We start from the raw sequence: 13,722 nt of genomic DNA on the forward strand, positions 1-13,722 counted from the left end.
CATTCTCTTATTCCTGATATTTTTTCACCAGGATAGTTGCATTATGACCACCGAAACCAAAAGAATTCGAAAGTGCCACATTTACAACATGTTCCTGAGCTTTATTAGGTACATAGTCTAAGTCCAGTTCGGGATCTGGATTTTCCAAGTTAATTGTTGGTGGAATGACATTGTTGGTGATAGTAAGCACAGCCACAATTGTTTCAACACCGCCGGCTGCACCTAAAAGATGTCCTGTCATCGATTTTGTCGAGCTGATTTTAAGTTTCTTCGCATGTGTACCAAACAGTGACTTTATGGCCAGGGTCTCATTTTTATCATTAAGCGGAGTGGAAGTACCATGAGCGTTGATGTAATCCACCTCATCCGGCTCAATTCCTGCATCTTTGATTGCCATTGCCATACATTTAGCTGCCTGAGCGCCTTCAGGAGCAGGAGCAGTAATATGATAAGCATCCGCATTTAATCCATAACCGATAATTTCGGCATAAATTTTTGCCCCACGCGCTACGGCATGGTCAAGAGATTCCATAACTACAATACCGGCGCCTTCCCCCATAACAAAACCGTCACGGCCACTATCAAATGGGCGAGAAGCTTTCTGCGGCTCATCATTATGAGTAGACATTGCTTTCATGGCACAAAATCCGGCAACGGCTGCAGGCGATACGGCCGCTTCACTTCCGCCCGCGACCATGACATCTGCATCCCCACGCTGAATGATTTTAAAGGCATCGCCGATGGCGTTAGTTCCTGTTGCGCAGGCAGTAACAACGCAACTACAAGGCCCCTCTAAGCCAAACGTAATTGAGGTTTGGCCTGCAGGCATATTCGCAATCATCATGGGCACAAAGAACGGACTAATCCGTCCAGGACCCTTCTCAAATAAAGTTTTATATTGTTCATGTAAGGTATCAATGCCGCCAATTCCTGTACCTATCAAAGTACCCATCCGGCTCCGGTCCTCTTTATCAAAGTCAATTCCGGCATCCTCAAATGCCATTTTAGCGGCCGAAACAGCAAATTGCGTACATCTATCCATCCGCTTTGCTTCTTTTTTATCAATATATTGGGTGGGGTCGAAGTCTTTTACTTCACCCGCGATCTGCGTACTGTATTCACTAGGATCAAAATGGGTAATACGATCAATCCCTGATTTTCCTGCAATTAAAGACTGCCAAACAGTATTTGTTCCGATACCTACAGGTGTAATGGCTCCCATACCTGTAATTACAACTCGTCTCTTCAACAAAGTCACCTCACTAGTTTATTTCTACAACTTCCTTCAGAAGTCTTGCAAAAATTTCTTTAACAGGTAGTATTTCATCTATTTTATGAATATACTCGCCGGTAAAAACCAGCCCCGTATCAACATCCCCCTGCTGAGCCCGAATTAATGCATTAATTATGCAAAAATTTTGTGCACAATGCTTTAAACAGGCTCCACAATTTTGGGGTTCATCGGCAGTACATTCAAGAATTTTCTGAGCAAAAGGATTTTTTATGGCCCGCCCAGGCAAACCTACCGGGCTTTTGATCAACACTACATCTTCAGGTTTTGCCTTTAAGTAAAATTCTTTTAAAGCCGGAGCGGCGTTAGACTCAACACTAGCTGCAAACCTTGTACCCATTTGTACACCGTCTGCTCCAAGTTTTATTACTTCAGCAATATCGCGCCCGGATATGATTCCACCGGCCCCAACAACAGGAATACTCACAGATTTTTTAATATCCGGTAAAATTTCTCTTAACGATTTATCAGTACCTAAATGTCCGCCAGCTTCTTTTCCTTCAACAATGATGGCCGCAGCTCCTAATTTTTCCGAAATTTTGGCTCCTTTAACGGTTGATATAATAGGCACGATTGGAGTCCCAGACTTTTTCCCCATAGGGAATACATCCCGAGAAAAACCGGCTCCTGCTACTACCAAATCGATTCCTTCATCAATAGCCGTATCGACATAGCGTGCAAATTGTCTTGCCGCCACCATAATATTTATACCAATTATTCCTTTAGTTAAGCTACGTGCCAAGCGAATTTCATGGCGCAACTCATCAAAGCCCATGCCCGATGCTGCAATAAGTCCGATGCCGCCAGCCTCAGCCACTGCTGCTGCTAAGCGTGCAGTTGACAGTCTTATCGCCATACCACCCTGAATAATAGGAATCTTAGCAACATGTTGGCCAATTTTAAGCTCCGGAAGTTTCAAGTAACAACTCCTCCAATCAATACCCCTACCCTTAACTAACAATTTTGTCATTACCTTTAAGAAAGTCCCGCGAAAAAAGTTTCCACGGGACTTTCTTCGTTTGCTTAAGGTAATGTCGTTAATCACGACACCAGTAAAAGCAGTCGTTACGCTTGTTTTTCCTTGTCTATGTACTCCACAGCGTCTTTTACTGTTTTGATTTTTTCAGCTATTTCATCCGGAATCTCGATGCTGAATTCCTCTTCAAAGGCCATAATCAGTTCAACAATATCCAGTGAATCAGCGCCAAGATCGTCAATGAAAGTAGAATTCATTGCAACGTCAGCTTCATCAACGCCGAGCTGCTCAACGACAATTTCTTTAACCTTGTCAAAAGTTGTCATGATGGTGTTCACCTCCTTCCAAGGCATACGCTTATTTTCAAAGTCATATATTACATTACCATACCGCCATCAACATTTAAAGTCTGTCCGGTAATATAATTTGCAGAATTTGATGCAAAAAATACTACGGCTGCAGCAACATCCTCGGCTGTTCCTAAACGATTTAACGGTATTTTAGCTGCCAAATCAGTTTTCACTTGTTCAGTTAAGCCATGGGTCATATCCGTAGCAATAAAACCCGGTGCGATCGCATTGACCGTAATACCCCTTGCTGCCAATTCCCTGGCCATGGACTTAGTAAAACCAATAACCCCGGCTTTAGCGGCAGCATAATTTGCCTGTCCGGCATTCCCCATAATACCGACAACTGATGCCATATTGATTATTTTGCCGCTTCTTTGTTTCATCATAAGCTTCGCTACTGCCTTTGTGCAATAGAATATGCCCTTGAGATTCGTATTTATGACAGCATCGAAATCTTCTTCCTTCATTCGCATGAGGAGTGCATCCCGCGTTATTCCGGCGTTATTCACTAATATATCAATTCTGCCAAAAGTTTCAGTTGCCTTTTTTACAAGGGCTTCTACTGCCCCGCTATCCGCAACATCAGCTTGCACAGTAATTGCTTGACCGCCATCACTGGCAATAATTTTACAAACTTCCTCGGCAGCCTCTGCGTTACCCGCATAGTTGACAACAACCTTTGCACCTGCTTTGGCTAAAGCAATCGCTACTGCCCGGCCAATTCCTCTAGATGCCCCGGTAACAACCGCCACTTGTCCATCTAAATGCATTTTAGCGAACCTCCTTGAAATAATCAAGAACTTTTTCCAAAGAAGTCACATCTTCGATATTTAATGTTTCCATGTCTTTTGCAATCTTCTTGGTAAAGCCGGTAAGAACTTTTCCTGGACCAACTTCAACAAATGTAGTAGTTCCAAAATTCACGATTTGCGCAACGCAATCTTCCCAAAGTACGGGACTGGCTGCCTGTTTGACCAATAAGCCCCTAACGGCTTCTCCTTTGGTTATAATCTGGCCATTTACATTGACGACAACCGGAATTTGAGCATCATTGATGTTAACTTTTGCAAGTTCAGTTTCTAACTTTGCTGCTGCCGGCTGCATGAGTGTACTATGGAAAGGAGCACTTACCGGTAAGGGAATTGCCCTTTTAGCCCCAGCAGCTTTGAGCAATTCATTGGCTTTGTCAACGGCGTTTGTCTTACCGGCGATAACAATCTGACCCGGACAATTAAAGTTTACCGCCTGAACAGCACCTAACTCTGCTTCCACTTGCTGACAAATCTCAACCACCTTGCTGCGCTCCAATCCTAAGATGGCAGACATGCTGCCTTCTCCCAGCGGCACTGCCTCTTGCATCAACTGTCCGCGCTTTCTTACCAGTTGTACAGCATCGGTAAAAGCTAATGCCCCTGCAGCGACTAACGCCGAATATTCGCCCAAACTATGACCGGCTACAATATCCGGTTTAATGCTATACTGCTTAAGTACTTCATAACACGCTACACTAACGGTCAGAATAGCCGGTTGGGTATTATATGTTTTCTTTAGCTCGTCTTCAGGGCCGTTGAAGCACATCTCGGTAATTGAAAAACCAAGCGCCTCATCTGCAGATTTAAATATTGCCCGAACCACATCATATTTATCAAATAACTCTTTGCCCATTCCTACGGATTGAGAACCTTGTCCTGGAAAAACAAAAGCGAGTTTCCCCATTTCTTTCCCTCCTTATGCATCTTGTTGTATCTATAATAAATTTATTTATATTCTCGAAGAAAGTTCAGCCATTACTTTGGGAATGCCCTGAACTATACTCTGCATTATTTCATTGACAGGGCGCACTTCAGCAATCATACCAGCTATCTGCCCAATCATGACAGATCCATAATCAATGTCACCGTCACGTACTGCTGCTCTTAGCTTGCCAGCACCCAATCTGTCCAATTCTTCGGGTGAAGCACCGTTTTTTTCTAATTCCGCAAAATCACGTGTCAACTTATTGGCAATAACCCTAACAGGATGCCCTGTCAGGGCACCGGTCACTACTGTTGAACGTTCTTTAGCTTTTATGATTGCTGCTTTGTAATTCGAATGAGCGGTACATTCGGTCGAAGCCGCAAATGCAGTGCCCAATTGGACGCCTTGAGCACCTAGGGCTAGTGCTGCAACTACACCGCGTGCATCGCCGATCCCCCCTGCGGCAATAACCGGTACATCCACGGCATCAACAACCATCGGTACTAAAGCCATGGTGGTTACTTCGCCTACATGACCGCCGCTTTCCATCCCTTCAGCAATAATCGCGTCAATGCCAACCCGTTCTAATCGTTTGGCAAGTGCCACCGAAGCAACTACCGGTATTACTTTTGTTCCGATTTCCTTTAAAGCCGGAATATATTCTCCCGGATTGCCTGCCCCGGTTGTGACAACAGCTACGCGTTCCTCAATAACAACTTGCATAACTTCTTTAACAAATGGCGACATTAACATAATATTGACGCCAAAAGGGTTACTGGTCAAATTTTTGGCCTTAACAATCTCTGCCTTTAATGCGTCCGGCGGCATATGCCCCGCACCAATAATCCCTAAACCGCCGGCATTAGACACCGCTGCCGCCAATTCAGCTGTAGCTACCCAAGCCATTCCACCTTGTAAGATTGGATATTGTATATTTAAAAGTTGGCAAATTTTGTTATTTAACAATTAGTGTTGGCCTCCTTGCCCCATTTTATAACTGAAGATGCCCATGTTAGTCCAGCGCCGAAGCCAACAAGTACAACAATATCACCCTGTTTGATTTTGCCGCTATGTACTGCCTCTTCCAGAGCAATCGGAATAGAAGCGGCCGAAGTATTCCCATATTTGTTAACATTGACCATAACTTTATCCATCGGCAGTTTAAGGCGTTTAGCTGCAGACTGGATTATGCGAATATTGGCCTGATGCGGAATTAAACAATCCACATCGTCAGCGCTAAGTCCAGCATCTTCTAAAGCTTTAACCGCCGCTTCGCCCATTACTCTTACAGCAAACTTAAATACTTCATTACCGTTCATATGAACAAAGTGCATTCTTTGCGAAACAGTTTCCGCACTGGCAGGATTGCGTGAACCGCCAGCAGGAAGCTTTAAAAGATCTCCGCCTGAGCCATCAGCCCCCAACTGGGACGCCAAAATACCGTATCCGGCTGATGTCTCCGCCAGTACGGCTGCACCTGCGCCATCGCCGAATAATACACAAGTATTGCGATCAGTCCAATCCAATATTTTGGAAAGGGTTTCCGCACCAATTACTAAAACTTTTTTATATAACCCGGCTTTAATAAATTGGCTGCCGGTTACCATTCCGTAAACAAAACCGGAACAGCCTGCTGCCAAATCAAAAGCCGCAGCATTTGTAGCCTTGATATTTGCCTGAACTAAACACGCAGTTGACGGAAAAAACATATCCGGTGTTGCCGTAGCAACGATGATAAGATCAATCTCTTCGGCAGTAACGCCTGCGTCATCTAACGCTCTTTGTGCGGCCTTACTGGCTAAATCAGAGGTGGCCATATCGGGAGAAGCTATTCGCCGTTCATGAATGCCTGTTCTCTCCACAATCCATTCATGAGATGTTTCCACCATACTTTCCAAATCTTTATTTGTCATTACTTTCTCAGGAACATATGTACCTATACCAATTATACCTACAGCTTTATTTTCACTCATTGGTCACAACCTCCTCTTTGGCAATATTTTCACGAATATGAGCAACAACCTCTTGTTCGGTAAATTCTTTAGCTACCCGTATCGCATTTTTTATTGCCTTTGCGCGCGAACTGCCATGGCAGATAATAAAACCACCGTTAACACCTAACAGCGGCGCACCACCATGCTCAGCATAATCGAGTTTTTTCTTTAATCCTTTTAGAGCCGGTAAGATAAGCATCGAGGCCATTTTCGCCCAAAAGCCGCTGTTTTTTACTGCTTCTTTAACCAGCTGCAAAATGGCGCCAGCAAGTCCTTCACCAAACTTTAAGACAATATTTCCTACAAAGCCATCACAAACAACAACATCAACTGTCCCTTTGGGAATATCCCGTCCCTCGACATTGCCAATAAAATTAACCGTACTCAGTTGTTGTAACAACGGAAATGTTGACAGTGCTTGCTCGTTACCCTTACTTTCCTCTTCACCGATATTTAAAAGACCTACCCTAGGCCTCGGAGTATTCAGTACATACTCAGCGTAAATAGCACCCATAATTGCATTTTGTACTAACTGCTTCGGTTTGCTATCAACATTAGCACCTGAATCCAGCAAAACAGTTGTACCTGTAAGATTTGGTATCGGTGTCGCAATAGCAGGTCGCTCAATGCCTTTAATACGCCCTAACCCAAATAATGCAGCGGCAACCGCGGCACCAGTACTTCCAGCTGATATTACCACATCACACAGGCCTTGCTTCACTAACCCTGTGGCAACGACAACTGAGGCATCCTTTTTTTTTCTTACTGCAGCCCCCGGCGAATCATGCATATCAATAACCTCACTGGCATGATGAACCGTTATGTTTGCAGCTTTCCAATTGCCATGACGGTCAAGCGCTTGAGTAATTTGAGCTTGGTCGCCGACTAAAACAATTTCAATGCCTGCATCCTTATATTCTTTGGCGGCTTGTAATGCACCTAAAACAATCTCGTCAGGCGCATAATCTCCTCCCATAGCATCAACGGCAACCTTCATTCAATATCTCCCTTCACCAAACCGGCAAAAATACACACATACTTCTCAGCTTTACAATTAATGTAATTCAGATTCAAGTGATACCATAATAAATTTAGCGCGAAATACTTCCTGACTATCATTCCTAGTTTTTACCCAAATAAAATATTTATTGCCCCTTTTTTTTACTATCTCAGCTTTAGCAACCAGCTTTTCGCTTTCACGCACGGCAATTTTGTACTTAATATTAGCAACCCCGGTTACAGCCAGAGGTGCATCAATAATAGCCAGCGCCAGTGAATTTGCCTGGGCAAAAACATAATGTCCCCGTGCCACCTTGTTTTTTTCAAATACCATATCAGGCGTTATCGTCATTAACGATATACCCGATTTTCCCAATTCAAGGTCAATTAATTCACCAACAACGTCGGCACTGGAGATGGCTTTCAGCTTATTCCGGGCTTCCTCCGCCATCTGCTTAGTACGTTCTCTAAGCTCGGGTATACCAAGTTCCAGCCTGTCAAGTCGAATCGTTTGCACACTAACATTTAAATGTGCCGCTAATTCTTCATCAGTAAGAAAAGGTGTATTGAGCAACTTTTCTTTTAACTGTTTTTGACGTATTTTTTTTTGAACTCGCGCCATAACATCACCTAGTTTTATCAGCAAGTAATAATATCAATTAATAGTATTAATTATAGCTAGTTAGTACCAATTATGCAAGTAAAAAAGTGAGCAAGATAAAATTAATCGCCTTTTATCTTGCTCACTGCTTATTTTTTTATTCTGCTTGAACCACAACTTTACCATTATAATGACCACATTCAGGACACACACGGTGAGGCATTTTCTTTTCGTGACACTGAGGACACTCAACTAAACCGGGAATAGTAAGCTTCCAATTAGCACGACGCTTATCGCGGCGAGATTTTGACATTTTGCGCTTAGGTACCGCCATTTATTTCCACCTCCTTAACCAAATTGACCAACCTGCATATCTCAGTCCTTTGACAAGAGTTTTCCTAAAACCGCAAGCCTTGGATCAATTTTAGTCGGGTTGCAGCCGCAGGTATTTATGTTTAAGTTGGCTCCGCACTTAGGACATAGCCCGCGGCAAGTCTCACTACACACAGGTTTAATGGGCTCGGCCAACAAAATACTTTCACGAATCAAGTCGGTAATATCGATTTCATCATCGCTAAAATAATTAATTTCTTCGGAATCAGAATTTTCTTCGTTTCTTTTTAACTCAATTTCTCGATATTCCTCACTGAAGGGAATGGTAAGTACTGTAACCATATTTTCAAGGCAACGGCTACAACATTGTTCCAAACGGGCGTTAATTTTGCCGGTTACCTCTAAAACAGTGCCCTTATTTGTTATCAGACCGTCAATAAGCACATCTTCTTCTACAGAAAACTGCTCTTCGTTAAGGCCTAACTCTTCGGCTGAAACTTTAAAAGAAAAGGGTTGGTTTTTCCCAAGCTCTTTTCTTATTTGTGTTATAGTAATTTTTATCATTTTCCACCAACCTTCATCTATTATATCGACACGCTCAGTGTTTGTCAAGAAATAAGAAAAGCAGGGAACAAAGTGCCCCCTGCTATCATGCGAAGGTTGGACGACAGTTATGCAAGGTTACCGCAAATCGCTTTGGTATCACGAGCGATAACAAGTTCTTCATTTGTCGGGATGACAAACATTTTGACTTTAGCACCATCGACACTGATTTCTTGTGCTTTACCACGAACGTTGTTTTTGGCAGGATCAATACGGGTTCCCAAGAACTCAAGACCATTGCCAATTTTTTCACGCATTGTAATGGAATTTTCACCAAGACCCGCAGTAAACACAATAACATCAACGCCGCCCATAGCAGCAACATAAGAACCGATAAATTTCCGGACCCTATAGGCAAACAAATCCAAAGCCAGCGCAGCACGCTCATTACCGGCATTGGCAGCTTCCTCAACATCCCGGAAATCACTTGATACTCCGGAAACGCCAAGCACACCTGACTTTTTATTCAGGTAATTATCCACTTGATCGGCACTTAAATTTTCTTTTTTCATGATAAAAGGAACAATAGCAGGATCAAGACCGCCGGAACGGGTCCCCATGACTAAACCTTCCAAGGGAGTAAAGCCCATACTGGTATCTATGCACTTACCGTTTTTAATGGCCGCAATACTGGCGCCATTACCTAAGTGGCAAGTAATAATCCGCAAATCGGATAATTTTTCACCCATAAGTTCAGCCACTTGTTGTGATACAAATTTATGGGATGTACCATGGAAGCCGTACCGTCTCACACCATATTTTTCATAGGCTTCGTAGGGAATCGCATAAAGAAATGCCTCTTTAGGCATCGTTTGATGGAATGCAGTGTCAAAAACAGCTACCTGGGGAACACCAGGCATAATTTCTGAGCAAGCATTTATCCCCATAATATTAGGCGGATTATGCAGTGGTGCCATTTCAATGCATTCTTCCAATGCTTTCATTACAGCAGGAGTAATTAATACGGAATCGGCAAATTTTTCACCACCATGTACAACCCGGTGGCCAACTGCCGAAATCTCTTTCATACTGGAAATTACACCATGTTTAGGATCAGTTAAAGCGTCAATAACAAGTTTTATACCAATGCTATGATTGCTGATAGCGGCGTTAATAACAACTTTGTCTTTGCCGGCTGGCTGATGCGTCAGCACCGAACCCTCTATTCCAATACGTTCAACCAGGCCTTTAGCCAAAACCGACTCATCATTCATATTAACCAGTTGGTACTTAATTGAAGAGCTACCACAGTTAACGACTAAAACTTTCACAACAGAATCCTCCTTATTTTGGGAGATACACAGCAGTCAGAAAACGCAACCGCATATATACCCTTGTTTTACTAACTGTTTTTTATGTTTTCGACACCTGACTTATTTTCCCTTCAACTATCAAAATTATTTAATAAAAAATTTCACAAACAGCAAAAATAGGTTACAATAACACCTGGGTGAACAAAATGAATGTAGTTGGTATGATTGTCGAATATAATCCTTTTCACAACGGTCATTTATGGCATTTGACCGAAGCCAAACGAATTGCCAGTGCCCAATTTGCGATTGGCGTTATGAGCGGACACTTTTTGCAGCGCGGTGAACCATCAATCCTGGATAAATGGTCGCGAGCCAACATGGCCGTTCAGGCCGGGGTTGATCTGGTAATCGAACTACCCACTGTTTTTTCTGTGCGCAGCGCCCAATATTTTGCTACAGGCGGTATTCAACTGCTTGCTCGCCTGGGGATCGTCAGCCATGTCTGTTTTGGAACCGAAACTCCTGATTTGGCCGGACTTATTTCCGTCGCCCACGCTTTAAACAAAAAAAATGTTATCCGTATCATGCGCGAAAATATGAAAACAGGACAGACATATGCCGCCAGCCTGGCAGCAGCCTTAGCGTTGACAACAGATGCCGCCAGCCTGGCTCAAACTCCGAATAATCTCTTAGCCATTGAGTACTTGCGAGCCATTGAAACCTATGCTCCCAGTCTGCAACCGCTTCCCATACAACGTTTATCTGCCAATTATCATGATACAGGTATTAATGCTTCTATTGCTAGTGCCACCGCCGTACGAACAACCCTTCTGAAAGATGGAATTTTAATTCCTGGCAGCCCGGCCTGGAAGGCTGTCCCTCCGGGTAGTGCCAAACAAATTAACGATTTGGTTTTACTTGGTAAAGCACCGGTAACGTTAACAGCCTTAAGTGATATTATTTTAGCAAAAATCAGAACTATGAACATCAATGAGATTGCTGCCCTACCAGAAGTAAATGAAGGCCTGCATAATAAAATAAGCGCTGCCGCTTTACAAGCAACAACCGCTCAGCAATTACTGTTCCAAATAAAAAGCAAGCGCTACACATTAACTCGCTTACAACGAATTATCATCTACGCACTTCTGGGAATAACCAAAGAAAAGCTATCTGCATTTGATCAGACCGGTCCGCTGTATATTCGTATCCTGGCATTCAACGACAACGGCCGAAAATTATTAAAAGAGATCCGCAAGCAAGCTCTTGTTCCTGTTATAACCAAAACATCCCAGTTTCTTACAAGTAAGCAACGTCAACATAAAAACTTATCTACGTTGCAAGAAATGCTAGCCTATGATATTGCCGCAACAGATATCTACATGCTTGGTTCACCGAATCACCAATGGAAAGCAGGCGGTCAGGATTATCACATATCTCCTCAATATGTTTAATCAGACATAAGCTCCTTAATTTGGGGAATAACCGCCTCAGCAGCTCTTTCTCCCGCTAAAGCACACTCATCCATCATCGCAAATGAACTTGGTGGAAAATTTCCTACGTCAGGTTGAATAAGAATATTGCAATGATGCTGGCGATGTTTACATAATTCTCTTTCCATAATATCAATAGCTTGAATAATCACATCAAACATATTGGTAATATTGCATATTGTCCCTGCATGTGCCAAGTCAACTGCAATAACAATGTCTGCTCCCATATTGCGGACAATATCAACCGGCGTTGGGTTTAATACCGCACCATCTATAAACAATCGGTCATCGATAGCAAAAGGAATAAAAATTCCCGGAACAGAAATACTGGCTCTTACCGCTTGGGCAACATCTCCCTCAGTAAAAACAAATTCGTGTCCACTATTCAATTCAGTTGCTACAATTGCTAAAGGTATCTTAAGTTCTGAAAAATTTTTTTGTCTTGTTAACAGACGGATCGTTGCCAACGCGCGCTCCCCTGAAACAATCCCCATTTGCGGAATAACAAAATCCAACCAATGACGTTTCTTTAAGTTTTGCGCTAATTTCAACATAATTTCCGGATCAAGCCCCGAGGCGTATAACGCACCAATCAAACTGCCAATGCTGCAGCCGGCAATATAATCTATCGGGATATGATGAGTTTTTAGTACTTTTAAAACCCCGATATGAGCAATTCCTCTTAGACCGCCCGAACCTAAAGCTAAACCGATTTTTGGTGGCACGATCTATCCCCTCCAATACAACTAAGTGTATTTGGTATTTCATATTTAGTTATATTACCTCCGGCCTATCCATATATATATTATCAAACCGCACGGCTTGGAGGAGGAGATTAACATATGCGGATTTGGGGCAGTGGCAGACGTTATCGTTCACGGTTACTAACTTATTTTATGGCCTTTTGTACTGTTTTTATTACTATTGCAATGGTAATATACCCAAAAGATGCTTTTGATTCGGCAATCATGGGCTTGAATTTGTGGTGGAATGTAGTCTTTCCCTCTCTACTGCCTTTTTTTATTTTATCCGAGATTCTGATGGGGATTGGCGTTGTTCATTTTATTGGTGTTTTACTGGAACCGCTAATGAGACCCATATTTAATGTCCCGGGAGTTGGCGCTTTCGCAATGTCCATGGGATTAGCTTCAGGTTATCCCATGGATGCTGTAATCACATGCAGATTCCGAAAAAATCAACTTTGTACTGCTGTGGAAGCCGAACGTCTGTTATCCTTTACGAATACTGCTGATCCACTCTTTATGTTTGGCGCAGTAGCAGTGGGTATGTTTGGCATGCCGGAGTTAGGAGCAACGATAGCTCTTTCCCACTATATTTCAAGTTTTCTTGTCGGGGTTGCTTTCAGATTCCACGGTCGGAACCGGGATAACTATATCACCGACGCGCCGATAGCCAAAAGCAATATTATCATTCGTGCCTTTAGAGCTCTATACAAAGCTCGCCAGGAAGATAAGCGTTCAGCGGGGCAACTGCTTGGTGATGCCGTAAAATCATCAATGAATACCATCATACTAATTGGTGGCTTCATTATTGTTTTTTCAGTATTTATTCGCATCATGACCGTCATTGGCGTTACCGATATTTTATCTCATCTATTTGCATCCTTGCTAAATTGCATTACCTACAGCACTAATCTGACACCAGCTTTAGTAAGCGGCTTTTTCGAAATAGATTTAGGAACATTGGCAGCCAGTCAAGCCAACGCTCCCCTGATTGAAAAAGTTGCTATTGCCAGCGCTATTATCGCCTGGAGTGGTCTTTCCGTTCACGGTCAAGTAGCCAGTATTGTTATCGAATCAGGCATCCGTATGACTCCCTACATGGTAGGCAGACTACTTCATGCCGTATTTGCCGCAATCCTGACCGTGCTATTTCTTGGATCAGGACAAAGCATAACCAAACTGATAGCTATTCCAGTATCAATTAGCCTAAGCCAAAGTAACGGCATAAACTTCTGGTTGACCAGAATGGAACAAACTACCTATCAAATCGGGATCATCCTGTGCATGATGATTATTTTATCAATTGCCATCCATATATCAAAAGGGATCTACCACTATGTAAAAAAATAAAT

The 13,722-nt window shown here is 42.9% G+C and carries 15 protein-coding genes; 2 read left to right on the forward strand and 13 right to left on the reverse strand.

Translation table 11 applies throughout. The features are described from left to right. Positions 1-7 precede the first annotated feature (7 nt). The 12 genes from fabF to BLR65_RS01915 form a co-directional block, all read right to left on the reverse strand. A complete protein-coding gene (gene fabF / locus BLR65_RS01860) occupies positions 8-1,249 on the reverse strand; it encodes a beta-ketoacyl-ACP synthase II (protein WP_093791854.1) in 1,242 nt (413 codons plus the stop codon). 13 nt (positions 1,250-1,262) lie between these two features. Beyond that, complete coding sequence (locus BLR65_RS01865; protein WP_093791856.1) at positions 1,263-2,210, reverse strand: NAD(P)H-dependent flavin oxidoreductase; 948 nt, start codon at positions 2,208-2,210, stop codon at positions 1,263-1,265. Between the two features lie 146 nt (positions 2,211-2,356). Then, positions 2,357-2,593: an acyl carrier protein gene (locus BLR65_RS01870; protein WP_084575468.1), complete on the reverse strand. Its 237-nt coding sequence runs from the start codon at positions 2,591-2,593 to the stop codon at positions 2,357-2,359. Between the two features lie 50 nt (positions 2,594-2,643). Continuing rightward, positions 2,644-3,387: a 3-oxoacyl-[acyl-carrier-protein] reductase gene (fabG, locus tag BLR65_RS01875; protein WP_093791857.1), complete on the reverse strand. Its 744-nt coding sequence runs from the start codon at positions 3,385-3,387 to the stop codon at positions 2,644-2,646. Between the two features lies 1 nt (position 3,388). After that, positions 3,389-4,333 (reverse strand): ACP S-malonyltransferase, encoded by a 945-nt coding sequence (fabD, locus tag BLR65_RS01880; protein WP_093791859.1) that lies wholly within the window; start codon positions 4,331-4,333, stop codon positions 3,389-3,391. Positions 4,334-4,378: 45 nt separating this feature from the next. Then, entirely contained in the window at positions 4,379-5,320 is a 942-nt protein-coding gene (gene fabK, locus BLR65_RS01885) for an enoyl-[acyl-carrier-protein] reductase FabK (RefSeq protein ID WP_093791861.1), read from the reverse strand. Continuing rightward, entirely contained in the window at positions 5,314-6,327 is a 1,014-nt protein-coding gene (locus tag BLR65_RS01890) for a beta-ketoacyl-ACP synthase III (protein ID WP_093791862.1), read from the reverse strand. Before BLR65_RS01890 ends, fabK begins: the two co-directional genes overlap by 7 nt. Continuing rightward, a complete protein-coding gene (plsX, locus tag BLR65_RS01895) occupies positions 6,320-7,345 on the reverse strand; it encodes a phosphate acyltransferase PlsX (RefSeq protein ID WP_093791864.1) in 1,026 nt (341 codons plus the stop codon). Before plsX ends, BLR65_RS01890 begins: the two co-directional genes overlap by 8 nt. A gap of 57 nt (positions 7,346-7,402) precedes the next feature. Further along, a complete protein-coding gene (fapR, locus tag BLR65_RS01900) occupies positions 7,403-7,969 on the reverse strand; it encodes a transcription factor FapR (RefSeq protein ID WP_093791866.1) in 567 nt (188 codons plus the stop codon). A 136-nt stretch (positions 7,970-8,105) separates the two neighbouring features. Beyond that, positions 8,106-8,282, reverse strand: a complete 177-nt coding sequence (gene rpmF / locus BLR65_RS01905; RefSeq protein ID WP_093791868.1) for a 50S ribosomal protein L32 — start codon at positions 8,280-8,282, stop codon at positions 8,106-8,108. Between the two features lie 41 nt (positions 8,283-8,323). Then, positions 8,324-8,893 (reverse strand): YceD family protein, encoded by a 570-nt coding sequence (locus BLR65_RS01910; RefSeq protein WP_143122467.1) that lies wholly within the window; start codon positions 8,891-8,893, stop codon positions 8,324-8,326. Positions 8,894-8,952: 59 nt separating this feature from the next. Next, complete coding sequence (locus BLR65_RS01915; RefSeq protein ID WP_093791872.1) at positions 8,953-10,155, reverse strand: acetate/propionate family kinase; 1,203 nt, start codon at positions 10,153-10,155, stop codon at positions 8,953-8,955. Positions 10,156-10,343: 188 nt separating this feature from the next. Between BLR65_RS01915 and BLR65_RS01920 the strand changes: the two genes are divergently transcribed. After that, positions 10,344-11,588: a nucleotidyltransferase gene (locus tag BLR65_RS01920; RefSeq protein WP_093791874.1), complete on the forward strand. Its 1,245-nt coding sequence runs from the start codon at positions 10,344-10,346 to the stop codon at positions 11,586-11,588. Here the strand turns inward: BLR65_RS01920 and BLR65_RS01925 are convergent. Continuing rightward, entirely contained in the window at positions 11,585-12,352 is a 768-nt protein-coding gene (locus BLR65_RS01925) for a patatin-like phospholipase family protein (RefSeq protein WP_093791876.1), read from the reverse strand. The genes BLR65_RS01920 and BLR65_RS01925 overlap by 4 nt on opposite strands. 117 nt (positions 12,353-12,469) lie before the next feature. Between BLR65_RS01925 and ylbJ the strand changes: the two genes are divergently transcribed. Then, positions 12,470-13,720: a sporulation integral membrane protein YlbJ gene (gene ylbJ, locus BLR65_RS01930; RefSeq protein ID WP_093791878.1), complete on the forward strand. Its 1,251-nt coding sequence runs from the start codon at positions 12,470-12,472 to the stop codon at positions 13,718-13,720. Positions 13,721-13,722 lie beyond the last annotated feature (2 nt).

Source organism: Sporomusa acidovorans (genome assembly GCF_900101845.1).
Lineage (GTDB): Bacteria > Bacillota > Negativicutes > Sporomusales > Sporomusaceae > Sporomusa > Sporomusa acidovorans.

Coding starts and splice junctions, on each gene's coding strand:
- BLR65_RS01920 (WP_093791874.1), top strand. CDS start 10,344: ATGAATGTAGTTGGTATGATTGTCGAATATAATCCTTTTCACAACGGT.
- rpmF (WP_093791868.1), bottom strand. CDS start 8,282: ATGGCGGTACCTAAGCGCAAAATGTCAAAATCTCGCCGCGATAAGCGT.
- BLR65_RS01870 (WP_084575468.1), bottom strand. CDS start 2,593: ATGACAACTTTTGACAAGGTTAAAGAAATTGTCGTTGAGCAGCTCGGC.
- plsX (WP_093791864.1), bottom strand. CDS start 7,345: ATGAAGGTTGCCGTTGATGCTATGGGAGGAGATTATGCGCCTGACGAG.
- BLR65_RS01890 (WP_093791862.1), bottom strand. CDS start 6,327: ATGAGTGAAAATAAAGCTGTAGGTATAATTGGTATAGGTACATATGTT.
- ylbJ (WP_093791878.1), top strand. CDS start 12,470: ATGCGGATTTGGGGCAGTGGCAGACGTTATCGTTCACGGTTACTAACT.
- fabG (WP_093791857.1), bottom strand. CDS start 3,387: ATGCATTTAGATGGACAAGTGGCGGTTGTTACCGGGGCATCTAGAGGA.
- fabD (WP_093791859.1), bottom strand. CDS start 4,333: ATGGGGAAACTCGCTTTTGTTTTTCCAGGACAAGGTTCTCAATCCGTA.
- fapR (WP_093791866.1), bottom strand. CDS start 7,969: ATGGCGCGAGTTCAAAAAAAAATACGTCAAAAACAGTTAAAAGAAAAG.